The organism is Streptomyces sp. NPDC051214, assembly GCF_040682375.1.
Lineage (GTDB): Bacteria > Actinomycetota > Actinomycetes > Streptomycetales > Streptomycetaceae > Streptomyces.
Window position 1 is genome coordinate 635,624 of record NZ_JBFBAT010000001.1, and the last position, 24,711, is coordinate 660,334.

Below are 24,711 nucleotides of genomic sequence, written 5' to 3' on the forward strand. Positions count from 1 at the left end.
CGCTTACATGCTGTCGCGGAATCGCTCACGCCTCTCACGTTTCTCACGCCGCTCCCTCCCCCACCCTCCGATGCCCCGACGCCTCACGGGAGTTCCCATGCGCACGCCCAGCTCCGGCTCCACCGGTCCAAGCCGCCGTACGCTCCTCGCCGCGAGCGCCGCATCCGCCCTTGTGGCACCGACGCTGACACCGTCGCTCGGCGGCACGGCGTGGGCCGCCCCGGACGCCTCCCCGGACGCCGACCCCTTCAAGACCCTGCTCGCCCGCGCCGCGGCACAGCTCACCGGCGGCACGTTCGACCCCGCCGACCCGGACTTCGCGGCGGCGCTGAAGGTCCTGGACACCCAGGCCTCCGGCTGGTGGCGGGACCTGGACCGGTCGGCGGGCCGCACCGCCCTGTGGGCCGACCTCTCCCCCGCGAAGGACGCGGGCAACTTCGGCCAGAGCTACACCCGCCTGCGCACGATCGCCACGGCCTGGGCCACGCCCGGCACCTCCCTCAGCGGCAGCGCCGAAACGGCGGACGCCCTGCTCGCCGCCCTGCGCTTCCTGCACGACGACGCCTACAACCCCGGCCGCCCGGAAGCCGGCAACTGGTGGTTCTGGGAGATCGGCGCGCCCCGCGCCCTGATGGACACCTGCGTCCTGCTGGGCGACAAGGTCCCGGCGGCCGACCTGACGGCGTACGTCGCCACCGTGGCGAAGTTCTGCCCCGACCCGGACCGCCGCACCAACGCCCCGACCCTCTCCGAGACCGGGGCCAACCGTGCCGACAAGGCCGTCATCGTGGCGCTGCGCGGGCTGCTCGCGCGAGACCCGGCCACGCTGACGCTGGCCCGCGACGGCCTCTCCGACGTCCGGGACAAGGGCAGGAACAGCCTGTTCACGTACGTCACTTCGGGCGACGGTTTCTACGAGGACGGGTCCTTCGTGCAGCACGGCTCCGTCGCCTACACGGGTACGTACGGCAGTGTCCTGCTCGGCAGCGCGGGGCAGCTGATCGCGCTGCTCGCGGACTCCGAGTGGGCCGTCACCGACCCGAAGACCTCCGTGCTGTACGAGGCGGTGGACCGGACGTTCTCGCCGGTCGTCTTCGACGGGCTGATGATGGACGCGGTGCGCGGTCGGGCCATATCCCGCGAGAAGGCGCCCGACCACAAGGACGGCGCGGCGGCCGTCTCCCACATCCTGCAACTGGCGGGCGGGGCCCCCGCCGCGTACGCCGAGCGGTGGCGCGCGCTGGCCAAGGGGTGGATCAGCCGCAACACGTCCCACCCCTACCTGAGCCTGGTCGGCGTTCCCGCGATCGCCCGCGCCAAGGCGGTTCTCGACGACAGAGACGTACCCGCCGCTGACCGGCTCACCGGGCACTTCGCGTTCGCCGACATGGACCGGGTGGTGCACCGGCGTCCCGGCTGGGCGCTCACGCTCTCGCTCTCCTCGAAGCGCATCGCCGCGTACGAGGCGGGCAACGGCGAGAACCTGCACGGCTGGTACACCGGCGACGGCATGACCTACCTGTACGACGGCGACGACCTGGGGCAGTTCGGGGACGGCTTCTGGGCGACGGTCGATCCATACCGCCTGCCGGGCACCACCGTGGACACCCGCGAGCGCGCCGACATCGGTTCCGGCGCGGGGACGGGGACCTACCGGCCCAAGAACGCCGTCGCGGGCGGTGCGGTGCTCGACGCGAGATTCGGCGCGGCCGCCATGGAACTCCTCGCCGACGGCAGCACGCTGCGCGCCAGGAAGGCGTGGTTCTTCCTGGACAACGCGGTCGTCTGCCTGGGCGCGGACATCACCGCGAGCGACGGCCGGAGCATCGAAACGGTCGTCGAGAACCGGAACCTGTACGAGGACGGCGCGCCCCGGCTCACGGTCGACGGCCGGCGGCAGCCTTCGCGCACCGGCTGGTCGGCGCCCCTGCCCGGCGCCCGCTGGGCCCACCTGGAGGGCACCGGCGGCTACGTCTTCCCCGACGCCCCCGGGCAGCCCGCGCACGGCCGGGGCGGGGCCCGCCTCAACGCCCTGCGCGAGGAGCGGACCGGCACCTGGCGCGCCATCAACACCGGCGCGGACACCGGGGGCAGCACCACGCCCCTGACCCGCCGCTATCTGACCCTGTGGCTCGACCACGGCGTCTCCCCCACCTCGTCCTCGTACGCCTACGTCCTCCTTCCCGGAGCGAGCGCCGCCGCGACCGCCGTCTGGGCCCACTCGCGCCCGGTCCGCGTCATCGCCAACAACGCCACCGCCCAGGCCGTCGAGGCCCGCCGCCACGGACTCCTCGCCGCGCACTTCTGGGCGCCAGGCAGCGCGGCCGGGATCTCGGCATCGGGCCCCTGCACCGTGATCGTCCGACGTGACGGCGGCGGCATCTCGCTGGCCGTGGCCGACCCGGGCCGCACCGGCTCGACCGTCACCGTGGAACTGCCCTTCCCCGTACGGAAGGTGGTCGGCGCCGATGACACGGTCACCGTCACCCCGGGCCGCCACCCCGTCGTCACTGTCCGCGTAGAGGGCTCACGCGGCCACACCCACACCGCACACCTGAGGTGACAGGCACGCTGTCGCCCGGAAGCCCCCATCCCCAGGAAGCACGGACCCACCATGCCCGCACCGCATCTGGCCCTGCCGCCCACCGACCGGGTCCTGTCCCCGCTCACGGGCTGGACCCGCGCCCACTGGGAGGCCCTCGCCGACCGGCAGTTGGAGGCGCTCGTCCCGTACGCGACGCCTCACTTCGCGCAGTACCGACTGCCCGGCCGGAGCAGTTGGTCGGGGGTCGTGTCGGACGGCCTCGAGGGATACGCGCGGTCATTCCTCCTCGCCTCCTTCCGGATCGCGGGAGCGGGCGGCGAGGTGGACCCTCACCTCATCGAACGCTACGCGCAGGGTCTGACAACGGGCACGGACCGGGATACCGCGGGCGGCGAGGCGTGGCCCGAACTCAGCGACTGCTCCCAGCAGATGGTGGAGGCGGCCTCGATCGCGATCGGTCTGCACGAGACCCGCCCCTGGATCTGGGACAAGCTCGACACCCGGGTCCAGGAGCGGGTCGTGGACTGGTTCTCCGGCTTCGTCGGCGGCCGGACGTGGGACAACAACTGGCGCCTCTTCCAGGTGGTGTCCGAGCAGTTCCTGGCGTCCGTCGGCGCCCCGTACAGCAAGGCGGACATCGACGGCGGGCTCGACCGCATCGAGGACTGGTACCACGGCGACGGCTGGTACAGCGACGGCGACGGCCGCAACTTCGACTACTACATCGGCTGGGCGATGCACCTGTACCCGCTGCTCTGGGCCCGCATGGCGGGCCAGGACGACGAGGGACGCGGCAAGGTCTACCGCGAACGGCTGACCCAGTTCCTCACCACCTACCCGCACTTCTTCGGCGCCGACGGCGCCCCCGTCCACCAGGGCCGCTCCCTGACCTACCGCTTCGCGGCGACCGCCCCCGTCTGGATGGGCGCTCTCGCGGACTGCACGCCCCTGGCCCCCGGCCTCACCCGGCGGCTCGCGTCCGGCACCGCACGGCACTTCGTGGAGCGCGGCGTCCCCGACGAGCGCGGGCTGCTTCCGCTCGGCTGGTACGGGACGTTCCTGCCGGCCACCCAGGCCTACTCGGGCCCGGCGTCCCCCTACTGGGCCAGCAAGGGCTTCCTCGGCCTGCTGCTGCCAGCCGACCACCCGGTGTGGACGGAACGCGAACTCCCGCTCCCCGTCGAGGAGTCCGACCAGTACACGGCGCTCCCGCAGCCCGGCTGGCTCCTGCACGGCACACGCCCCGACGGCATCGTCCGCCTGATCAACCACGGAAGCGACCACAACCCCCTCGAAGGCCCCGCCGCCGACGACCCGCACTACGCCAAGTTCGGCTACTCCACGGCCACCGCCCCCGAGACCGCCCCGAGCGCGTGGGAACGCACCGTGGACAACCACCTCGCACTCCTCACGCCGGACGGCACCCCGTCACGCCGCCGCCGCATCCACCCGGTGCGCTGCGAGGGACGGGTGGCCGCATCCCGCCACGACGCGCAACTGCCGGGCTTCGACGGTGAGTTCCCCGTCGAGTCGACCAGCGCGCTGCACGGCCCCTGGGAGATCCGCGTCCACCGCGTGCAGGCCCCGGCAGGCGTGGCCGTACGCGAGGGCGGTCACGCGGTGGCCGACACGGCACAGCCGCACGCCGAGCAGGGGCCCGGCTGGGCCCTCACCCGTACCGAAGCCGGGCTGACCAGCGCCGTCGTCGCCCTCCACGGCTGGGACGAGGAGGCAGGCATCGCCCGCGAGGTGGCCGCCAATGCCTACGGCCCGCACTCGGCGACGCCGTACCTGCGTCTCACCGGCCACGAGGGCGGCACCAGCGTCCACGTCACCCTGGTCGTGCTCTCCCAGGACACCGTCCTGCCCTCGGCGTTGCGGGAGTCCCTCACCTGCACGGTGGAGGGCGACACCGTCCGGCTCCGCTTCCCCGACGGCACCCTCCTGGAGGTATGAGCGTTCGAGGGCTAGCGTCAGATCCCGCCGTCCTCCCGGCGGTGGATCTGCTCGATCAGCTCGGCCGCCATGGCCTTGATCGTCTCCAGTCCCGCCCTCCCCCAGGGGCGGGGTTCGACGTCCACGACGCAGATGGTGCCGAGCGCGATGCCCGTGCGGTCGATGAGCGGGGCACCCAGATAGGAGCGGATGCCGATCTCGTCGACCACCGGGTTGCCCGCGAACCGCGGATAGTCGCAGACGTCCTCAAGGACGAGGGCCTTGCGCCGCACGATCACATGCGGGCAGTACCCGTGATCGCGCGCCATATAGCGGTACGCCGTGTCCCCGGCCGCCGCGGAGGTCAGCTCGGAGCCGCCCCCCAGGGCGTCGGGGGTGTGCAGGCCCGCGAAGAACTGCCGGTTCTCGTCGATGAAGTTGACCATGGAGTACGGCGCGCCCGTGATCTCGGCGAGCCGGTCGGCGAAGGCGTCGAAGGCGAGCTCCGGACGCAGGCCTATGCCGAGTCTGCGCAGCCGCCGCACCCGGCTCGGCGCCTCCTTGTCGACGGGAGTGAGCAGCAGGGGCGCGGTCGAGTCGTACATCAGGTGTGGGCTCCGTAGCTCGGTGCGGCCGGGGCGTGGGCGAGGAGGTGTTTGACGAGGGTGAGGAGGGTCGCGATGCCCGAGCTGGAGATCCGCGCGTCGCACCGCACGACGGGCACCTGCGGGTCCAGGTCGATGGCGGAACGTACCTCTTCGGGTTCGTAGCGGTGGGCTCCGTCGAATTCGTTGATCGCGACGATGAAGCCCATGCCGCGCTGCTCGAAGAAGTCCACCGCCGCGAAGCAGTCCTCGAGGCGGCGGGTGTCGGCGAGGACCACCGCGCCGAGCGCGCCCTCGGAGAGTTCGTCCCACATGAACCAGAAGCGTTCCTGGCCGGGCGTCCCGAAGAGGTAGAGCACGTGCTCCGGGTCGAGGGTGATGCGGCCGAAGTCCATGGCCACGGTCGTCGTGGTCTTGTTCTCGACGCCCGACAGATCGTCGGTGCCTTCACTGACCGTGGTGAGGAGCTCCTCCGTGCTGAGCGGCGCGATCTCGCTCACCGCGCCCGTGAAGGTCGTCTTGCCGACCCCGAAACCTCCCGCGACCAGGATCTTCAGCGCGGTGGGGAAGGGGTCAGAGCTGTCGTCGTAGTCCATCGAGCACTGCCTCCAACAGGGACCGGTCGGTGGGGTTGTGGTAGAAGTCCGGGGCTCTCAGGGTGAGCGCCCCGCAGTCGACGAGATCGGAGAGCAGCACCTTGGTGACGACCGCGGGCAGCTTCAGCTGCGCCGCGATCTCCGCGACCGATGTGGGGGCCGTGCAGAGCCCGAGTGCCTGGGTGTGTTCGGGCCCCAGGTAGCCGGTGACCAGACCTCCGGTGGCCAGCACCTGGGTCAGGAGGTCCAGTTGGGCGGTCGGCCGGGTCCGCCCGCCGCTGACCGTGTAGGGCCGGACGAGCCGTCCGGCGGATTCGTCGAGCCAGGGCCCGTCGTGCGGGGCCGCCACGCTCAATGCCTCATCGGGGCGGGTTCGCCGACAGGTTGCCGGGGCGCGGTGAGGAGGTAGGGGCGCACGCTCTTGACCAGCATCGCCATCTCGTAGCCGAGGACCGCCGCGTCCGCGTCGCGTCCCGCGAGCACCGCGAGACAGGTGCCGGAGCCCGCCGTGGAGACGAACAGGAGGGTGGAGTCGAGTTCCACGACGACCTGGCGCACGTCGCCCCCGTCCCCGAACCGGATGCCCGCGCTGCGCCCCAGTGAGTAGAGCCCGGAGGCGAGGGCCGCCATGTGGTCGGCGCTGTCCGGGTCGAGGCCGTGGACCGACTTCACGAGTCCGTCGGAGGAGAGCAGGACCGCGCTGTGGGTGTGCGGCACGCGCTGCACGAGCCCGCTCATCAGCCAGTCGAGGTCGGATACCTGCCCGGTCGGCGCATCGCTCGCCATGGTGGATCGACTCCTTGGGGTACGAAGGTCTGCCGGGGCAGACAGGGTGCTGGTGGGGTGGTGCGGTTCAGCCACCCTGGTCGCCCCCGTCGCGGGGGGTGCTGAGGTCGGGTCCGGGCGCCGGGTCGCGCATCTCCTGGGCGGCGGCGAGTCCGATGCCGCGCTGGAAGGCGGCCATCAGGCCCGGGTCGTGGCCGATGTGGTGTTCGCTCTCGGGGCGGGGCGTGGGCGCGTCCCGCAGTTGGGGCGCGATGTGTTCCTGGGCGCGCCGCTTGGGCAGTTGGGGCCTTGCCACCCGGCCGTGTACGGCGGTGCCGTTGAGCGGGGTCGGCAGTGTCCCGGTGTGCTCGGCGGCGGCCTGCCGGTCCTCGGGCCTGATCCCCGGCACGGCGTCGGCCGGCGTCGGCCGGCCCTCCCTGCCCCGCACGGGCAGCGGGGCGGGCCCGGAGCCGTGCGTGCCGGGAGCGGTCGGCGGCGGGTTCTGCGGCACGTCGCGCTGCGGCTGCAGGGGCACGGCCACCGGCTCCGGCCGGGGGGCGGTGACGGGCGCCTGCGCGGCGGCGGGGGCAGGCGGGGGCGCGGCTTCCGGCGCCGGCTGCGGACGTCCTGCGGCGGGCTCGTCCTGCGGCTCGGTGCCGAGGAGGCCCTGCGGAAGGATCAGTACGGCCTGCACGCCTCCGTAGATGTTGGTCTGGAGGCGGACCGCGATGCCGTGGCGCCGGGCGAGCGCGGAGACCACGTAGAGGCCGATCCGCCCGTCCTGGAGAAGGCTCGCGACGTTGACCTGGTCCGGGTCGGTGAGCAGGTGGTTCATCTTGTTCTGCTCGGTCAGCGGCATGCCGAGGCCGCGGTCCTCGACCTCGACGGCGAGCCCGGCCGTCACCAGGTTGGCGCGCAGCAGGACCTGGGTGTGCGGGGCGGAGAACACCGTGGCGTTCTCGACGAGTTCGGCCAGGAGGTGGATGACGTCGGCGACGGCGTGGCCGCGCAGGGTGCCCGCGATCGGCGGCACCAGCTTGACCCGCGAGTACTGCTCGACCTCCGCGATGGCCGAGCGGAGCACCTCCGTCATGGAGACCGGGTTGCTCCACTGGCGGCGCGAGATGGCGCCGCCGAGCACGGCGAGGTTCTCGGCGTGCCGGCGGATGCGGGTGGCCAGGTGGTCGACGTGGAAGAGGCCCTTGAGCAGCTCCGGGTCCTCGACCTCGTTCTCCAGTTCGTCGAGGATCGAGATCTCGCGGTGCACGAGGGACTGCAGCCGCCGGGCGAGATTGACGAAGACCTCGACCTTCTGTTCGCTGCCCGCGTGGCTGGAGAGCTGGGATGCCTGCACGACGGCGGTGACGGCGACGTCCTGGGCCCGGGACAGCTCGGCGGCGAGCAGCCCGAACTCGTCGCCCTCCGGGGCGGGCGCGGCGGGAGCCTTGCGCGGGGGCGGGCCGTCGCCGCGGCGCAGCTTCTCGACGACTTCACGCAGCTCGGCCTGTCCGCGCGCGGTGGTGCGGCGCAGGGTGCCGACGCGGTCGCGTACGGAGGTGGCGGTGCGGTCGGCGGCGACGGCGGCGATCACGACGCTGGCCAGGCTGATGGCACCGGCGGCGGCGAGGATGACGAGCAGCGCGGGTTCGAGCGGTCCGGGGGACGAGCGGACGATGAACAGCACGGCGGCAGCGGCGCAGAGCACCACCGCGACGGCGGGCAGTACGGCGATGCGCAGGAGCTGCGGCCGTATCCGGGCCTCGGGCAGCGCCGTGCCGGGTCGGCTCCCGGGCCTGCCGTGCCGGCCGCCCTCTCGGCGGTCTGCGCGGGCGGCCGGTGCACGGAGGTGAGACATCAGCGTCCTCGGTCGGGGAGCGGGCTCCGGCGGGCACGAGGTGTGGGTTCGCGGCATCGCCGTACCGGTCGGGAGGGCACAGGCAAGATCGCTGCCATGATCCCTGCGTCGACCGGCGGACACTCACGGTAGTCACCAACGCTTCATGTGCGGGGGGCAGTTGACAAAGTCCGGCACCCCGCGTCCCGCTCTGGTATGACACGTCGCACGGCCGTCCGATTAACCGCCGGAGAAGTGTTCGACGTCCGCGGGCGAGAGCGATCCGGCGCGAGGCCGACCCGTCACGAACGTCCCAATGTGACACCCGAGCCACCCGGACTTCGCAGAGAAAGGACAACAGCGCATCCGTATCGGTGAAATACCGGTAGAACCCTGAGAGCCGTCGGCGCCGTACTGCAATATCCGTCAACACGAGCGTGACGGGCGACGTGGACCCGCACAGCGCGGGAGGGGACGTGCTCCACCCGGGTGCGGACGCGTCAGGTGAAGCGAGGCATCAGCGATGTCGGTGGAAAGGCTGCAGGACACCGGGAACCAGCCGGGGTTCTTCCGGGAGCTGGTCGAATCCTCACAGGACGCGATCCTGATGAAGACCCTGGACGGGCAGATCATCTTCTGGAACGCGGCGGCGCAACGGCTGTACGGATACGCGCCCGAGGAGGCCGTCGGCAGCCATGTCGGCATGATCGTGCCCCCGGACCTCAAGGACGAGGAAGCCGGACTGCTCGCGCAGATCGCCCGGGGCGTACGGATCGAGCACTACGAGACCCGCCGGACCGCCAGCGGCGGCCGCGTCCTGGACATCGACGTGACCCTGTGGCCGATCCGCGCCCACGACGGGACCATCACGGCCGCCTGCTCCCTCATGCGCGACATCACCGCCCGCAAGAGAGCCGACGCGGAGCTCACCGAGTTGCACGCGCAGCAGCGTCAGGTCGCGCTGGCCCTCAACCTCATGGGCAACGCCAAGCAGATTCCCGGGGCGCTCGCGGCCAGCCGGTATCTGCCGTCGACGCAGGGGCAGGGGGTCGGCGGGGACTGGTTCGACCTCATCGACCTGGGCGCCGGCCGGGTCGGTGTCTTCGTCGGCGACGTGATGGGGCGCGGCCTGGACGCGGCCGTGGTCATGGGGCAGTTGCGCTCCGCGGCCCGCGCACTTGCCCTGGCGGGGCTGCCGCCGTGCGAACTGATGCAGACGCTGGACGCGTTCACGCGTGATCTGCCCGAGCCGTTCGTCACCTGCGTCTATCTGGAGGCCGACCCCGCCCAGGGCGAGGTGACCGTGTGTTCGGCCGGTCATCTGCCGGTGCTCCTCATCGAGCCGGACGCGACCGTGCGCGAGTTGCCGGTGCCGACCGGAGTTCCTCTCGGGGTGGGCGGGGTGCCGCACCAGCAGGTACGTCTGCCGCTGCGGGCCGGCACGACCCTGACCCTCTACACCGACGGTCTGGTGGAGACGGCGAGCAGCGACATCGATCTCCGTCTGAAGCTGGTCACCAACATGCTGGAGGACGTCTTCGCCACGGCCGGCGGCCTGGAGAGCGCCGCCGACAGCGTCCTGCACGCGCTGCTGCCGGACACCGAGACGTACGCCGACGACGTGACCCTGCTCCTCGTCAGCTTTCCCACGGCGCCCCTGGACACCGCCGAGACGGGCCTTGAGTGCGAGGCGGTCTCGATCCCGGCCGGGCGGCACTTCCTGCGGGCGAAGCTGGCGGAATGGGGGCTGACGGCGCAGACCGACACGGCTCTCCTGCTGGCCTCCGAACTCCTGACCAACGCGTTCCGCCACGCACGCGGGCCCTTCAACCTGCGGGTGTGGCACAGCGTCCGCGAGCTGGGCGTGGAGATCACCGACCACACCACGCCCCGGCCGCGGGCCCGGCTCGCGGAGAGCACCGAGGAGGACGGCCGCGGGCTGCTCCTGGTTGAGGCCCTCGCCGACGCCTGGGGCACCCGCCCCACCACCACCGGCAAGACGGTCTGGTTCACCATGCTGGTCGCCCCGGCGGTCAAGAGCTCCCCTCAGGCAACCCTAACCCCCACGCCCGGCTGACGCGGCCGCGGAGCAAGCACCCGTCAACCGACCCGCGCCGCCTCCGGCTCCCCGGTGCCTTCCGTGCGCTCGGGGCGGTCGGCCGCTGTCGCGTGCTCGGTGGGTTCCGTCGCTGTCCCGGTGCTCGCGGTGTCGCCCTCCGGGTGGGCCCACCCGGTCTCCGGCTCGATCGCGACGCCGCGCCACCACGGCTGGGACGGGATCGCGTCCGACGCGGGCTCGAACGGCTCGCCCGGTACGGGAAGCGCGATCCTCGCGCCCACGCGGGCCGCCTCGGCGAGCGTGCCCTCGCCCGGCGCGGACCACGGGTGCGGCGCGAGATTGAACGTGCCCCAGTGGATCGGCAGCATCACGCCGTCGGGGCGCCCGCCCTGGAGGTCCAGGTGCGCGCGCACTCCCTCCTCGGGGGTCATGTGGATGTCGGGCCAGAACTCGCTGTACGCCCCGATCTGGATCATCGTGACGTCGAACGGGCCGTGTTCCGCGCCGATCTCCCGGAATCCGCCGAAATAACCGGTGTCACCGCTGTGGTACACGCTGTGCTCGGGTCCGGCGACGGCCCAGGACGCCCAGAGCGTGTGCTGCGGGTTGCGCACGCCGCGGCCGCAGAAGTGGCGCGCGGGCGTCGCCGTCAGGGTCAGGCCGCCCACCTTCGTGGCCTCGTTCCAGTCCAGCTCGCGCAGCCGGTCGGCCGGGACGCCCCAGCGCTCCAGGTGGGCGCCGACGCCCAGCGGCACCGCGAACACGGTGTCCGTGCCGACCAGGGCCTGGATGGTGGGCATGTCCAGGTGGTCGTAGTGATCGTGCGAGATCACCACGACGTCCACAGGGCCGAGCGCCGCGAGCGGCACCGGCACGGGGTGCAGCCGCTTGGGTCCGACCCAGGAGAAGGGAGAGCACCGCTCTCCCCAGACGGGGTCGAACAGCACCCGCTGCCCGTCGATCTCGGCGAGCACACTGGAGTGCCCCATCCAGGTGATGCGCAATCCGCCGGCCGGGGGCACGGCGAGATCGGCGAGGGTGGTGGCATGCACGGGAACGGTGCCCATGGGCCCGCGCCGGATCCGCTCCTCCTTGCGGAAGTAGATCTTCGCGAACTCCAGCGTCGAACCGGTGGGCCGGGTCCGCGCCCCCTCGGGGTTCTGGAAGGACCCGTCGGCGAAGTTCGGCGATCTGTGGATCCTCGCGAGCCGCTCACCGGCCGGATCCGCGCCGAAGGCGGCGGTCCTGAGCGAGCGGAGCCCAGAGCTCAGCGAACGGGACACAGCACCTCCTGGAAGGGGTAGGTCAGATCTCCATTATGTGCACCGCCTCCGACAGCGGCCGCCCGGAGGGGTCCGCACCGGCCAGGCGGAGGGCCCCGCACCGGGCACGCGCGCGCACGCGCGTGATGTACTCCTACTGATCCCTCATTCAGTAGGAGTCCCCCCATGCCCCCAGCACCCCTCCTCTCCCTCACCTGGACCGACCACCTCACCGGCCACCGGGGTTACCTGGTCATCGACCGTCTCGTCCGCGGCGTCTGCAGCGGCGGCCTGCGGATGCGCCCCGGCTGCACCCTCGACGAGGTCGCCGGCCTGGCCCGCGGGATGACGATGAAGGAGGCCCTGCACTACGACCCCAGCGCCCGCTACATCCCGCTCGGCGGCGCCAAGGGCGGCATCGACTGCGATCCGCGCGCCCCGGAGGCGTACGACGTCCTGGTCCGCTATCTGCGGGCGATGCGCCCGTACGTCGAGAGCTCCTGGACGACGGGCGAGGACCTGGGGCTGACCCAGGACCTGGTCGACGCGGCGGCGGCGGAAGCAGGCCTGATCTCGTGCGTCCAGGCCGTCCACCCGCTCCTGGACGACGAGGCGGCGGCCCGCAAGCGCCTGGCGGACGCGTTCGCCGTGCGGGTCGACGGGATCGGCCTCGCCGAGCTGGTCGGCGGCCACGGCGTCGCCCAAGCGGTCCTCGCGGCCCTCGACCGTGCGGGCCACGCGCACGCGGGCGCGCGCGTGGCCGTACAGGGCCTGGGCACCATGGGCGGCGCGACCGCGCGGTTCCTCACCCGCGCGGGCCTGAGAGTCGTGGCCGTCGCCGACATCAAGGGCACGATCGCCAACCCGGCGGGTCTCGACGTGGAGGCACTGCTCGCCGCCCGGGACGCGCACGGCACGGTGGACCGCTCCGCCCTGCGGCCCGGGGACCGCGAGCTCCCGGGCGATGCCTGGCTTTCCACGGAGGCGGAGATCCTGGTCCCCGCGGCGGTGTCGTACGCCATCGACTCGACCAACCAGGCGCGAATCAAGGCCCGTTGGATAGCCGAGGCGGCCAACATGCCGGTGCTGCCCGAGGCGGAGCAGCTCCTCGCACAGCGGGGCATCACCGTCCTGCCCGATGTCGTCGTCAACTCCGGTACCAACGCCTGGTGGTGGTGGACGCTCTTCGGTGACATCGGCCCCGACGCGGACGAGGCCTTCGCGTACACGCGCCGCTCGATGCGGGCCCTGGTCGACCTGCTGCTGCGGCGCGCCGAAGCGGACGGCACGACGCCACGCGCGGCCGCCCACGCGCTGGTCGCCGACCGGCTGCCGGTGATCGGGGAGCGCTTCGGCTGGTACGCGGACGCCGAGGGCCGTGGGTAGGCTGCCCGGCGTGGCGAGAGTGCGGTTGAGCGTGGCGGAACGGCGGGCGGAACTCCTTGCCGCGACCGTCGAACAGATCGAGGTGCGCGGTGTGGCGGCCGTACGCATCGCGGACGTGGCCGCGGCGCTCGGGGTGAGCAACGCGCTGGTCCTGTACCACTTCTCCACGAAGGAGAAGCTGGTGGCAGCGGCTTTCGCGCACGCCGCGGAGGGCGATCTGGCGCACCTGCGTGCCCTCCTGGGGCGCCGCACCACGGCCCTGCGCCGCCTGCGCGCCGCCATCCGCTGGTACGCCCCCACCGGTCAGGCCAAGGGCTGGCGCCTGTGGATCGAGGGCTGGTCCGCCGCGCTGCGCGAGCCCACCCTGCGCACGGTGACGCGCGACCTGGACCAGCAGTGGAAGGCCGCCCTCGCGGAGGTCATCGGGGAGGGCGTCGCCGCGGGCGAGTTCACCTGCGCGGACCCCCGGGCCACGGCCCTGCGCGTCACGGCCCTGCTCGACGGCCTGGCGGTGCAGATGACGGCCTACGAGGGCTCGCTGTCCCGCGCCCGCATGCTGGCGTGGGTGGACGAGGCCCTGGACCGTGAACTGGGCCCGGCCCCGGCCACATCGCCCGCCGCGGACGACTCCCCCTTCAGGACGCCGACTTGATGTGCATCCTGACGGTGTACGGGTCCACGCTCCCCTTGGCCTCCACGTGGTCCCCCGACGACTCCCCGCGCAGCCGCCGCCCGAACCACGGGACCAGGTACTCGCGCGCCCAGTTGATGTCGTCGCGCCGCACCTCCAGCGTGCCGCGCGGCGGCTCCGGCGGCCACGGCTGGTCCGGATCGGCGGGGACCTCGAGGCCGAGCACCTGGGCCGCGCGCAGCGCCACCCGGGTGTGGCCCTCGGCGGAGAGGTGCAGGCGGTCGCCGTCCCAGGCGCGGCGGTCCTGGATGGTCTTGAGGGACCACAGGTCCAGGACCGGGCAGCCGTAGCGGTCGGCGATCGCGCGGACATGGCCGTTGTACGTGGCGATCTTGCCGCGCAGGTGCTTGAGGACCGGGACCCCGCGGGTGTCGAACCCCGTGGTCACCATGACCGTGCCGACCGACGACGTGAGGTCGGCGACGGCCCGCTCGAACCGCTCGGCGACCTCGTCCGGGTCGGTGCCGGGCCGGATGATGTCGTTGCCGCCCGCGCAGAACGTCAGCAGGTCGGGGCCCAGCTCCTTGGCCAGGGGCACCTGGTCCGCGACGACCTGGTCGAGCAGCTTGCCCCGCACGGCGAGGTTGGCGTACCGGAAGGTGTGCTCCGGCAGCCGGTCGTCGAGCAGCACCGCGAGGCGGTCGGCCCAGCCGACGAACGCGCCGTCGGGACCGGGGTCCCCCACACCTTCGGTGAAGCTGTCGCCGACCGCTGCGTAGGAGGTGAATGTGTCCGGGATGAAGGTTGTCGACTCTGCTCTCACGTCGTCACATCTTTCACCTCACCAAGTGACCTACGCCACCGTAGGGAGGGGTTGACGGGGGGTGAGATAAGCCACCGGTCAAGTTTCGTCCAAGCCAGGAATAGACGGCAACGCGGAGCCGCCGTGAGGGGGTTCACCTGTGAGGCAACGCTCATGCACCGGCAGTGATTGCTTCAGGCACCCGTGTCGTATGGTCGAAGTCCCACCCCGACCGGCGAGTCGCGCCGGCACCCGGACCGGAGGAGCCCCCGTGACGCAGCAGGTCCCGCCGACAGAGCTGACGACGACCGAGCAGGCGGAGCCCGAGCTGACCGGAGTCCGCAACTTCCGTGACGTGGGCGGACTTCCGACCGTGGACGGCCGCCGGGTGCGCCACGGCCGGCTCTTCCGCAGCGGTCACCTCGCGCACGCCACCGCGTCCGACGCCGCGTTCCTCTCCACCCTGGGCCTGCACACGATCTACGACTTCCGGAACGCGGCCGACCAGCGCCTCGAAGGCCCGGACGTCGAGCTGCCCGGCGTACGCAACGTGAACCTGCCGCTGACCGACCCGGCCCACGGCGCCGAGTTCTGGACGATGGTCCGCGACGGCGACCTGGACCAGCTGCGCGCGGCGCTCTCCGAGGGGCAGGCCGCGGGACGCCTCTCCGACACGTACCGCGAGATCATCAGGGATCGCACCGCCGAGCACAGCCGGGTGCTGCACGAGATGGCGGCGGACAGTGTGCCCGCGCTGATGCACTGCGCGGCGGGCAAGGACCGCGCGGGCCTCTCGATAGCCGTCACGCTCCTTGCCGTCGGCGTCGAGCGCGACGCCATCGAGGCGGACTACCTGGAGTCGAACGCCACCCACCGCCGCTACAAGGTGCGCCGCAGCGACAGCTCACCGAACGCGATGTCCCCCGAGGTCATGCAGCTGCTCAGCCCGCTCTTCGAGGCCCGCGCCGAGTATCTGGCCGCGGCCTTCGAGACGATCGAGCAGACCTGGGGCGACACGGAGACCTACCTCACCGAGGGCCTCGGGCTGGCTCCCGAGACCCGCGAGCGGCTGCGCGAGCACCTCCTGGACTGACACTCCCCACCGGCAACACCGGCCACGCCGTCACTGGTTCTGCGCGCCCAGCGTGAAGAGCAGGTAGATGAAGGCCGCGAACACGTGGCCCACGGCGACGTAGATGATCAGCCGGATCCAGAGCCCGCGGGGAAGCTTCTCCTCCATGGACATGTCCTTCTTGGCGGGAACGGCCGGTTCGGGCTGCCGCGCTTCGGGTTCCGTCATCGCGTGTCTCCCAGGGTGGGGCTGTGCGGGGTCCCGCCGAGGCACAGCGCGGTGGCGGGACTCTGCAGCAGGGTGTGGACGAAGAGAAGGTCGGTGCCGAGGTGGTCCGCGGCGGCGATCCGGTGCGGGGTCAGCGAGTCGAAGTGCGCGCTGTCCCCCGGTTCGAGCGTGTACGTGGTGTCGCCGAGCCGCAGCCGAAGGCGCCCCTGGAGGACGTAGAGCCACTCCTCGCCGGGGTGGACGCGCACGATGTCGCCCTGTGCGCCGTGCGGCACGTGCACCCGCAGCGCCTGCATGCCCCGGGCCTGCGCGCCCGCCTGCCAGTAGGTCCAGCCGCCGGCCCGCGTCGGTTCCATGTCCGAGGCGCGGACGATCGCGTCCCGGTCGGCGGGCTTCTCGCCGAGGAGCTCCGAGACCGTCGTACCGTAGGTGCGGGCGAGTGCGAGCAGCATCGGCAGCGAGGGCTGGCGCCGCCCGGTCTCCAGGCGGGAGAGATGGGCGGGCGAGAGCCCGGCGGTGCGGGCGGCGGCCTCCAGCGTCAGCGCGGCACGGCGCCGCAGCTCACGCAGTTGCGGGGCGACGGCGGGCAGCGCATCGGCGGCCTCCGGGTCGAGCGGTTCGGGCTCGGCATTGCTCATACCTCGATTGAGCCAGGCTCTTGCCCCCGAGGCAACTTTCTTGCCCCAGAGGCAAAAGCCCCCTGCGCCTGGCGCGACAGGCGCCTGTGCCTGGCGCGACAGGCGCCTGTGCCTGCCGCGACAGCCGCCTGTGCCTGCCGCGACAGCCGCCTACGCCTGCGGTGACGCCTCAGCGGTTGGCGACCGCCTGCTTCACCAGTGTCCTGCCGAAGTCCCACATCAGCCCGCCGCCGCTGTGCGCCTCGTCCATCACGGCGGTGAAGGCCTCCACGAACCGGTCGACCTCCCGCTCTCCGACGGTCAGCGGCGGGATCAGCTTGATGACCTCCAGATGGTCGCCGGAGACCTGGGTGAGGATGCGGTGCTTCTGCAGCAGCGGCACGACGACCATCTGCGCGAAGAGGCCCTTGCGGGCCGCCTGCAGCATGGTCCAGCGGCCGCGCAGCTTCAGTGACGTGGGCCGCCCGAACTCGATGCCGACCATCAGGCCCCGGCCGCGCACCTCGCTCAGCAGCTCGTAGCGGTCGACGAGCGCGCCCAGCCGCGTCTTCAGGAGCTCGCCGGTCACGCGCGCGTTCTCGACGACCTTCTCGTCCTCCATGACCGCGAGGACCGCGAGCCCGGCCGCCATGGCCTGTGCGTTGGACCCGAAGCTCGCCGAGTGCACGAGCACCCGGTCCATGGACGAGTAGACCTTCTTGAAGATCCAGTCCTTGCCCAGGGTCGCGCCCACCGGCACATAGCCGCCGGACAGTGCCTTGGCGACGCACACCAGGTCCGGCTCGACGCCTTCCTCGTGCTGGTAGGCGTAGAAGTCGCCGGTCCTGCCGAGGCCCGTCTGCACCTCGTCGGCGATGAGCAGCGCCTTGTGCCTGCGCAGCAGCTCCTGGGCGGCGAGCAGATAGCCGGGCGGCGGCGCGTGCACGCCCTTGCCCTGGATGGGCTCGACGATGAGCCCCGCCACGTCGCCTTTGGCGAGCTCCGCGCGCAGGGCGTCCAGGTCACCGAGCGGCACCGCGGTGTCGGGCAGCAGGGGTGCGAATCCGTCCCGGAAGCCCGACTCGCCGTTGACCGAGAGCGAGCCGGTGGTCAGGCCGTGGAAGGCGTGCGTGCAGTAGAGCACCCTCGGCCTGCCCGTCGCGTACCGCGCGAACTTCAGCGCGGTCTCCACGGCCTCCGTGCCGCTGTTGCCGAAGAAGACCCGGTCCAGGTGCGGGCTGTGGGTGAGCAGCTTCTCGGCGAGCAGGCCGGGCAGCGGCTGGCAGTCGAAGCGCGTCAGGTCGGCGAGCGAGGCGTCCAGGACGTCGTGCAGCGCCTTGCGCACGACGGGGTGGTGGCGGCCCAGGCCCATCACCCCGAAGCCCGCGAGCATGTCGAGGTAGTCGTTGCCTTCCGCGTCCCAGAAGTACGCGCCTTCGGCCCGTTCGTAGACCTTGTCGAAGCCGATGGTGTGCAGCATGCGCGGCAGCTGATGGTTCAGGTGCCGCGCGTGCAGTTCGTAGCGCTCGGCGCCCCGCTCGGCGAGCAGTCTGCCGAGGTCGAACTCCTTGGTCATGCTCCGTGCTCCTTGGCTGCCAGTGTGGCGCTGATCCGCCCCGCGATCTCGACGGGGGTGAGCCCGATGTCCGCGAGCACCTCGGCCCGCTTGGCGTGCGCGAGGAACTGCTCGGGGATGCCGAACCGCCTTACGGGTACGTCGACTTCGGCATCGCCCAGTGCGAGGGCGATGGCCGCGCCGACCCCGGAAGCGCGGCTGTTGTCCTCCACGACCCCCACGACGCGGTGCCGTGCGGCCAGCGCGGGCAGCTCGGCGTCGACCGGCTTGACCCAGCGCGGGTCGACCACGGTGCAGGTGAGGCCACGCTCCCGCAGCAGCTCCGCCGCCTGCAGGCAGACGGGCGCCATCACGCCGACCGCCACGAGGAGCACATCGGCATCGGCGTCCAGGCTGAGCACGTCCATGCCGCCGATCCGGTCGACGGCGGGAATCGCCGGGCCCACCGACTCCTTGGGGAAGCGGAGCAGCGTCGGCGCGTCGTCCACGGCGACGGCTTCCCGCAGTTGCGCGCGCAGTTGGTCCGCGTCGCGGGGCGCGGCGATCCGCAGGCCCGGCACGACCTGGAGGATCGACATGTCCCACATGCCGTTGTGCGAGGCCCCGTCGACGCCCGTGACCCCGGCCCGGTCCAGGACGAAGGTGACGCCGCACTCGTGCAGCGCGACGTCCATCAGGAGCTGGTCGAAGGCGCGGTTGAGGAAGGTTGCGTAGACGGCGACGACGGGGTGCAGGCCGCCCGTCGCGAGTCCGGCGGCCGACACGGTGGCGTGCTGTTCCGCGATACCGACGTCCCACACCCGGTCGGGGTAGGTCTGGGCGAACTTCGTCAGGCCTACGGGGCCCAGCATGGCCGCGGTGATCGCGACCACGTCCTCCCGCTCGGCACCGATGCGTACGATCTCTTCGCCGAACACCGTGGTCCAGGACGGCCCGTTCGAGGGTGCGAGGGGCTCGCAGGTCAGCGGGTCCATCACGCCGACCGTGTGGAAGCGGTCGGCCTCGTCGGCGAGCGCGGGTTCGTAGCCGCGGCCCTTCTCGGTGAGGCAGTGGACTATGACGGGGCCGTGGAAGCGTTTCGCACGTCGCAGTGCCGACTCGACGGCCCCGGTGTCGTGCCCGTCGATCGGCCCGACGTACTTCAGGCCCAGGTCCTCGAACATGCCCTGCGGCGCGAAGGCGTCCTTGAACCCCTTCTTGGCGCCGTGCAGCGACTCGTACAGCGTGTGCCCGACGACGGGGGTGCGCTGGAGTATGTCCTTGCCCCAGGCCAGGACCTGTTCGTAGCTGTCGGTCGTGCGCAGCGTGGCGAGGTGGTTGGCGAGGCCGCCGATGGTGGGGGCGTACGAACGTTCGTTGTCGTTGACGACGATGATCAACGGCCGGTCCTTCGCGGCCGCGATGTTGTTGAGCGCCTCCCACGCCATGCCGCCGGTCAGCGCGCCGTCCCCGATGACGGCGACGACATGGCCCCGCTCCCCCAGGACCTGGCGCGCCTTGGCCAGGCCGTCGGCCCAGCCGAGCGCGGTCGACGCGTGGCTGTTCTCGACGATGTCGTGCTCGGACTCCGCGCGCGAGGGGTAGCCGGACAGCCCGCCCTTGCCGCGCAGTTTGGAGAAGTCCTGCCGGCCGGTCAGGAGTTTGTGCACGTAGCTCTGGTGTCCGGTGTCCCACACGATGCGGTCGAGCGGCGACTCGAAGACCCGGTGGAGGGCGATGGAGAGTTCCACCACCCCGAGATTGGGGCCGAGGTGGCCTCCGGTCCTGGCGACCGCGTGCACCAGGAACTCCCGTACTTCCTCGGCCAGTTCGTCGAGCTCGTCCTCGGTCAGCGCCTTCAGGTCACGCGGCCCCCGGATGGATTCCAGAATGGTCATGCTCGGCCCCCTCTCTGGTGGAACTCAGCTCACGGTGACGTCCGGCACCCCTGAGGTGACGCCGTCGTCCTGCATCTGTTCGGCGATCTTCATCGCCTCGTCGATGAGGGTCTCCACGATCTTCGACTCCGGTACGGTCTTGATGACCTCGCCCTTGACGAAGATCTGCCCCTTGCCGTTGCCGGACGCGACGCCGAGGTCGGCCTCGCGGGCCTCCCCCGGCCCGTTCACGACACACCCCATGACGGCGACACGCAGCGGCACTTCCATGCCGTCCAGGCCCGCGGTGACCTCTTCGGCCAGCTTGTAGACGTCGACCTGGGCGCGCCCGCAGGACGGGCAGGAGACGATCTCCAGACGGCGTTGGCGCAGGTTCAGCGACTCCAGGATCTGGATGCCGACCTTGACCTCCTCGGCGGGCGGCGCGGACAGCGAGACCCGGATGGTGTCGCCGATGCCCTCACTCAGCAATGCCCCGAAGGCGACCGCCGACTTGATCGTGCCCTGGAAGGCCGGTCCGGCCTCCGTCACGCCGAGGTGCAGGGGGTAGTCGCAGGCCGCGGCCAGCTGGCGGTAGGCGTTGACCATGACCACCGGGTCGTTGTGCTTGACGGAGATCTTGATGTCCCGGAAGCCGTGCTCCTCGAAGAGCGACGCCTCCCACAGGGCCGACTCGACCAGGGCCTCCGGAGTCGCCTTGCCGTACTTCTTGAGAAGACGTGCGTCCAACGAGCCCGCGTTCACGCCGATCCGGATCGGCGTACCCGCGTCGTTCGCGGCGCGGGCGATCTCGCGCACCTGGTCGTCGAACTGCCTGATGTTGCCCGGATTCACCCGCACCGCCGCACACCCGGCGTCGATCGCCGCGAAGACGTACTTCGGCTGGAAGTGGATGTCCGCGATCACCGGGATCTGCGACTTCCGCGCGATCGTCGCAAGGGCGTCGGCGTCGTCCTGCGTCGGGCACGCCACCCGCACGATCTGGCAGCCGGACGCGGTCAGTTCGGCGATCTGCTGCAGCGTCGCACCGATGTCGGACGTACGCGTCGTCGTCATCGACTGCACCGACACCGGCGCGCCGCCCCCCACGGCCACCGGACCGACCTCGATGCGCCGCGAGGGGCGGCGCTCCGCGACCGGCCGGACCGGCAGCTCAGGAAGGCCCAGTGCGACAGGCGTTCCAGGGGTCATGACGTCACCCCGCGCGGTTGGCGGAGACCGTCTCACGGGCGGCACGGATGGACTCCTTCAGGGAGCCCATGGTGGCCAGGACGGCGGTCGGCTCGTAGCCGCAGTGGGCCATGCAGTTGGCGCACCGCGGGTCCTTGCCGCGGCCGTACTTGTCCCAGTCGGTCTCCTCGATGAGCTCCTTGTACGTCGGGACGTACCCGTCGCTCATCAGGTAGCAGGGGCGCTGCCAGCCGAAGAGCGAGTAGTTCGGGATCGCCCACGCGGTGCACGGGAAGTCCGCCTTGCCCTCCAGGAAGTCGAGGAACAGCGGCGAGTGGTTCAGACGCCAGCGCCGCCTGTTGCCGCCCGCGAAGGCCTTCCTGAAGAGCTCACGGGTCTGCTCGACGCCCAGGAAGTGCTCCTGGTCCGGTGCCTTCTCGTAGGCGTAGGCGGGCGAGAGCATCATCTCGTCGACCTGCAGCTCGTCGTTGAGGTAGTTGAGGACCTCGATGATGTTCTGCGGGGTGTCGTTGCTGAAGAAGGTCGAGTTGGTGGTGACCCGGAAGCCGCGCTTCTTGGCTTCCTTGATCGCCGCCACCGCCTCGTCGAACACGCCCTCCTTCGCGACGGACTCGTCGTGCCGCTCGCGCATGCCGTCGATGTGCACGGCGAACGCGAAGTACGGGGAAGGCGTGAACTTGTCCAGCTTCTTGCGCAGCAGCATGGCGTTGGTGCACAGGAAGACGTACTTCTTCTTGGCCACCAACTGCCGCACGATCTCGTCCATGTGAGGGTGCATCAGCGGCTCGCCACCGGCGATGGACACCATCGGCGCACCGGACTCGAGGACGGCGCCCACGGCCTGGGCGACCGGCATGCGCTGCTTGAGCACACCGGCCGGGTGCTGGATCTTCCCGCATCCCTCGCATGCGAGATTGCACGCGAAGAGCGGCTCCAACTCGACGATCAGCGGAAACTTCTCACGCTTGCGGAGCTTTTGTTCAAAGAGATACGTCGCGACCTTGATGGTCTGGCGCAGCGGCATGGCCATCTGGCTCACCTCCGAGGGAGCAAAGAAGAACGGTGCCATTCGAAAAATGCGGGAAGCACGGCGCGAAGAACACGGAAAGCCGATATTCCACCGCGCACCGTGCCGATGCGGACGAGTTCGTGCTGTGGGGCGTCCACGACCACCCGGACGGCGGCAACGGGACGGTCTCCCGCCCGCAGCGCGCTGTGCAGGGTCACGGCGGACTCCATGTCCACCGCGATGGCTCCCGTGGCGAGCAGGCCGGCACGTTCGTGCCCTCGGACGACATGGTCGGATCCGATGAGCGGTCCGGTGTGCACGGTGCGGCCGGGAACGGCCCGCTCCAGCTCCTTGACCAGCAGATCGGTGCCGACGCAGGGCGTGTGGCCATGTGCGTCGCGGGTCTCGTCGGCGACGATCAGGTCGCCGGGGTGCATGCCGGGGGCGAGCCCGGCGCAGAAACCGGTGGCCACGACGGCGGCGTGGCGCAGCGGTTCCTTGCCGAGGGCGCCGGTGACGGCGCGCTCGGCGTTCTTGGGGCCCATGCCCGTACGGAGCAGGGTGGCCCGCCCGTGCGCGCCCCCGCGGTCGCCCGTGCGCAGGGCGAGGTGCTCGATGCCGAGCGCGCAGGCGATCAGCAGCGGCGCGGGGTCCGGCGCGGCCGGGGTCCTCTCCATCAACCCCCCTTGACGGAGAGGCCGGTGAACGGCTCCCCGTTGACGTACCGGCCCAGGGCGGTGAGCGGGAACACCTGCCGGTAGAGGTGGTAGTTGATGGAGAAGTCCCAGGGGAAGCCGGTGCCGGTGAAGTACGGCTCGTCCCAGGAGCCGTCGTCCCGCTGTGTCTCGGCGAGCCAGGCGACGCCCCGCTCCACGGCCTTGGAGTCGCGCTCTCCGGCGGCGAGCAGCGCGAGCAGCGCCCAGGCGGTCTGCGAGGCGGTGGACACGCCGTGGCCCCGCCACTCCTCGTAGCGGTAGGAGCGCAGGTCCTCGCCCCAGCCTCCGTCGTCGTTCTGCACCGACTCCAGCCAGCTGACGGCGCGGCGCAGCGCGGGGTGCGAGCCCGGCAGGCCCGCGGCGGTGAGCGCGGGCACCACGGACCCTGTCCCGTACACGTAGTTGACGCCCCAGCGGCCGAACCAGGAACCGTCCGGCTCCTGTTCGGCGAGCAGCCACTCGATGCCGCGCCGGGTGCGCGGGTCGTGTGCCTTGCCCTCGATGGCGAGCATCTCGACGACGTGCCCGGTGACGTCGGCCGACGGCGGGTCGATGACCTCCCCGAAGTCGCAGAACGGCAGCCGGTTGGGGAACGGGCTGGTGTTGTCGGCGTCGAAGGCGGCCCAGGCGTTGTTCTTGGACTGCATGCCCAGGGTCCAGCGCACCCCGCGGCTGATCGCGTTCTCCATGCGCGCGCGGTCCGGGTGGTCGACGCGGCGCAGCGCCAGGATGACCTCGGCGGTGTCGTCGATGTCGGGGTAGTTGTCGTTGTGGAACTCGAACGCCCAGCCGCCGGGGGCCAGTTCGGGTCTGCGTACGGCCCAGTCACCGGGCCGCGCGATCTCCTCGGCGAGCATCCAGTCCGCGGCCTTGATGAGCTGCGGATGGTCGGCGGGCACGCCCGCGTCGGCGAGGGCGATGGTCGCCAGGCAGGTGTCCCAGACCGGCGACTGACACGCCTCGATCATCCGTGCGCCGTCCTCGCGCCACACCGCGAACCGGTCGAGGGACGCCAGACCCGCCTTGAGGACCGGGTGTTCCAGGTCGTAGCCGAGCAGGTGCAGCGCGATGACGGAGTAGACGGCGGGCGGCTGGATGCCGCCCCAGCAGCCGTCGTTCTCCTGGCGTTCGATGATCCAGCGGGCGGCACTGTTCATCGCGGCCTTGCGCACCCTGCGCGGCGCGACCTTGTGGTAGACGTGCAGCGCCTTGTCGAGACGCTGGAAGAGGCCGTCCCAACTTCCCAGGGGCGCAAGGGGCTTGTCCGGGTTCGGGACCCGCGCGTCGCTGTGCAGCTCGTCCAGCGGGAAGGGCGCGGGGCGGACGGGGCGCTTGGCGGAGACGACCGTGAGCGGCACGATCGTCTGCCGTGCCCAGCACCCGAAGTCGTAGATGTTGAGGGGCAGCCACTTGGGGAAGTAGATGAGCTCCGGCGGGAGTTCGGGCAGGTCGTCCCACTTCCACCAGCCGAACAGGGCGAGCCAGATGCGGGTGAAGACACGGCTCTCGGCGATGCCGCCCTGGTCGCGGATCCAGGCGGAGGCCTTCGCCATGTGCGGGTCGTCCGGGGCGTCGCCCGCCAGGCGCAGCGCGACGTACGCCTCGATGGTGGTGGAGAGTTCGCCGGGGCCGCCGAAGAAGGTGGCCCAGGTCCCGTCCTCGCGCTGCTCGCCGCGGATGAAGAGTGCGGCGGCGCGCGTGGTCTTCTCGTCCCGGATTCCCAGGAACTGACGGAGCAGCAGATCCTCGGCGTCCATCGTCACGTTGGTCTCGAGGTCGCCCTTCCACCAGCCCTGGGCGTCCTGCTGTCGCAGCAGGAACTCGGTGGAGCGTTGTATGGCGCGCGCGGCGGCGTCATGTGGCCCTGCTGTCGCGGCGGCGCGGTCGAGTGGCTGGCTGGCCGAGGTTGCGCGGGGCGTCACCGCTCCGGTGCTTCCGTCGGTCGTCGCTGTCATGGCTTCCCCTTCGTGCAGTCGTCTTCTCTGCTGTGGGTCCGCCGTCGGCC

At 71.5% G+C, this 24,711-nt stretch carries 21 protein-coding genes; 6 read left to right on the forward strand and 15 right to left on the reverse strand.

What is annotated here, in order from left to right; genetic code table 11:
* Positions 1–97: 97 nt before the first annotated feature.
* Complete coding sequence (locus tag AB0M70_RS02925; protein WP_365815641.1) at positions 98–2,563, forward strand: polysaccharide lyase 8 family protein; 2,466 nt, start codon at positions 98–100, stop codon at positions 2,561–2,563.
* A 51-nt stretch (positions 2,564–2,614) separates the two neighbouring features.
* Positions 2,615–4,501: a DUF2264 domain-containing protein gene (locus AB0M70_RS02930; RefSeq protein ID WP_365815643.1), complete on the forward strand. Its 1,887-nt coding sequence runs from the start codon at positions 2,615–2,617 to the stop codon at positions 4,499–4,501.
* Between the two features lie 17 nt (positions 4,502–4,518).
* Here AB0M70_RS02930 and AB0M70_RS02935 read toward each other — a convergent pair whose 3' ends face one another.
* From AB0M70_RS02935 to AB0M70_RS02955, 5 genes are all read right to left on the reverse strand, one after another.
* Positions 4,519–5,088, reverse strand: a complete 570-nt coding sequence (locus AB0M70_RS02935) for a GAF domain-containing protein (RefSeq protein WP_365816276.1) — start codon at positions 5,086–5,088, stop codon at positions 4,519–4,521.
* Positions 5,085–5,681, reverse strand: coding sequence for an ATP/GTP-binding protein (locus tag AB0M70_RS02940; RefSeq protein WP_363207541.1), 597 nt, complete (start codon positions 5,679–5,681; stop codon positions 5,085–5,087). Before AB0M70_RS02940 ends, AB0M70_RS02935 begins: the two co-directional genes overlap by 4 nt.
* A complete protein-coding gene (locus AB0M70_RS02945) occupies positions 5,659–6,030 on the reverse strand; it encodes a DUF742 domain-containing protein (protein ID WP_365815645.1) in 372 nt (123 codons plus the stop codon). Before AB0M70_RS02945 ends, AB0M70_RS02940 begins: the two co-directional genes overlap by 23 nt.
* Before the next feature lie 2 nt (positions 6,031–6,032).
* On the reverse strand, positions 6,033–6,467 hold the full coding sequence (locus tag AB0M70_RS02950; protein WP_363207543.1) for a roadblock/LC7 domain-containing protein: 435 nt from the start codon (positions 6,465–6,467) through the stop codon (positions 6,033–6,035).
* 67 nt (positions 6,468–6,534) lie between these two features.
* Entirely contained in the window at positions 6,535–8,301 is a 1,767-nt protein-coding gene (locus tag AB0M70_RS02955) for an ATP-binding protein (RefSeq protein WP_365815648.1), read from the reverse strand.
* 502 nt (positions 8,302–8,803) lie between these two features.
* On the opposite strand from AB0M70_RS02955, the gene AB0M70_RS02960 reads away from it, so the two are divergent.
* On the forward strand, positions 8,804–10,357 hold the full coding sequence (locus AB0M70_RS02960; RefSeq protein ID WP_365815650.1) for a SpoIIE family protein phosphatase: 1,554 nt from the start codon (positions 8,804–8,806) through the stop codon (positions 10,355–10,357).
* Between the two features lie 23 nt (positions 10,358–10,380).
* Here the strand turns inward: AB0M70_RS02960 and AB0M70_RS02965 are convergent, their stop codons facing one another.
* Entirely contained in the window at positions 10,381–11,622 is a 1,242-nt protein-coding gene (locus AB0M70_RS02965) for an MBL fold metallo-hydrolase (protein WP_365815652.1), read from the reverse strand.
* Positions 11,623–11,787: 165 nt separating this feature from the next.
* Between AB0M70_RS02965 and AB0M70_RS02970 the strand changes: the two genes are divergently transcribed.
* Positions 11,788–12,987: a Glu/Leu/Phe/Val dehydrogenase dimerization domain-containing protein gene (locus AB0M70_RS02970; protein WP_365815654.1), complete on the forward strand. Its 1,200-nt coding sequence runs from the start codon at positions 11,788–11,790 to the stop codon at positions 12,985–12,987.
* A 10-nt stretch (positions 12,988–12,997) separates the two neighbouring features.
* Complete coding sequence (locus AB0M70_RS02975; RefSeq protein WP_365815656.1) at positions 12,998–13,639, forward strand: TetR/AcrR family transcriptional regulator; 642 nt, start codon at positions 12,998–13,000, stop codon at positions 13,637–13,639.
* On the opposite strand, the gene AB0M70_RS02980 is transcribed toward AB0M70_RS02975, so the two are convergent.
* Positions 13,623–14,441: an SGNH/GDSL hydrolase family protein gene (locus AB0M70_RS02980; protein WP_365815658.1), complete on the reverse strand. Its 819-nt coding sequence runs from the start codon at positions 14,439–14,441 to the stop codon at positions 13,623–13,625. The genes AB0M70_RS02975 and AB0M70_RS02980 overlap by 17 nt on opposite strands.
* A gap of 250 nt (positions 14,442–14,691) precedes the next feature.
* Between AB0M70_RS02980 and AB0M70_RS02985 the strand changes: the two genes are divergently transcribed.
* Positions 14,692–15,513, forward strand: a complete 822-nt coding sequence (locus AB0M70_RS02985; protein ID WP_365815660.1) for a tyrosine-protein phosphatase — start codon at positions 14,692–14,694, stop codon at positions 15,511–15,513.
* 30 nt (positions 15,514–15,543) lie between these two features.
* On the opposite strand, the gene AB0M70_RS02990 is transcribed toward AB0M70_RS02985, so the two are convergent.
* The 8 genes from AB0M70_RS02990 to shc all read right to left on the reverse strand — a co-directional run bounded on the left by AB0M70_RS02990 (position 15,544) and on the right by shc (position 24,661).
* Complete coding sequence (locus tag AB0M70_RS02990) at positions 15,544–15,720, reverse strand: DUF6126 family protein (protein ID WP_365815662.1); 177 nt, start codon at positions 15,718–15,720, stop codon at positions 15,544–15,546.
* Positions 15,717–16,358 carry an XRE family transcriptional regulator gene (locus tag AB0M70_RS02995; protein ID WP_365815664.1) on the reverse strand — a complete coding sequence of 214 codons (642 nt, stop codon included), beginning with the start codon at positions 16,356–16,358 and terminating at the stop codon, positions 15,717–15,719. The genes AB0M70_RS02990 and AB0M70_RS02995 overlap by 4 nt, the downstream gene beginning before the upstream one ends.
* A 169-nt stretch (positions 16,359–16,527) precedes the next feature.
* Positions 16,528–17,913 carry an aspartate aminotransferase family protein gene (locus AB0M70_RS03000; RefSeq protein WP_365815666.1) on the reverse strand — a complete coding sequence of 462 codons (1,386 nt, stop codon included), beginning with the start codon at positions 17,911–17,913 and terminating at the stop codon, positions 16,528–16,530.
* On the reverse strand, positions 17,910–19,790 hold the full coding sequence (gene dxs, locus AB0M70_RS03005; RefSeq protein WP_365815668.1) for a 1-deoxy-D-xylulose-5-phosphate synthase: 1,881 nt from the start codon (positions 19,788–19,790) through the stop codon (positions 17,910–17,912). Before dxs ends, AB0M70_RS03000 begins: the two co-directional genes overlap by 4 nt.
* A gap of 24 nt (positions 19,791–19,814) precedes the next feature.
* Positions 19,815–20,981 carry a flavodoxin-dependent (E)-4-hydroxy-3-methylbut-2-enyl-diphosphate synthase gene (gene ispG / locus AB0M70_RS03010; protein ID WP_365815670.1) on the reverse strand — a complete coding sequence of 389 codons (1,167 nt, stop codon included), beginning with the start codon at positions 20,979–20,981 and terminating at the stop codon, positions 19,815–19,817.
* A 4-nt stretch (positions 20,982–20,985) separates the two neighbouring features.
* On the reverse strand, positions 20,986–22,011 hold the full coding sequence (gene hpnH, locus AB0M70_RS03015; protein ID WP_365815672.1) for an adenosyl-hopene transferase HpnH: 1,026 nt from the start codon (positions 22,009–22,011) through the stop codon (positions 20,986–20,988).
* Between the two features lie 5 nt (positions 22,012–22,016).
* Positions 22,017–22,667, reverse strand: a complete 651-nt coding sequence (locus tag AB0M70_RS03020) for a 1-hydroxy-2-methyl-2-butenyl 4-diphosphate reductase (protein WP_365815674.1) — start codon at positions 22,665–22,667, stop codon at positions 22,017–22,019.
* Complete coding sequence (gene shc / locus AB0M70_RS03025; protein WP_365815676.1) at positions 22,667–24,661, reverse strand: squalene--hopene cyclase; 1,995 nt, start codon at positions 24,659–24,661, stop codon at positions 22,667–22,669. Before shc ends, AB0M70_RS03020 begins: the two co-directional genes overlap by 1 nt.
* Positions 24,662–24,711: the final 50 nt, after the last annotated feature.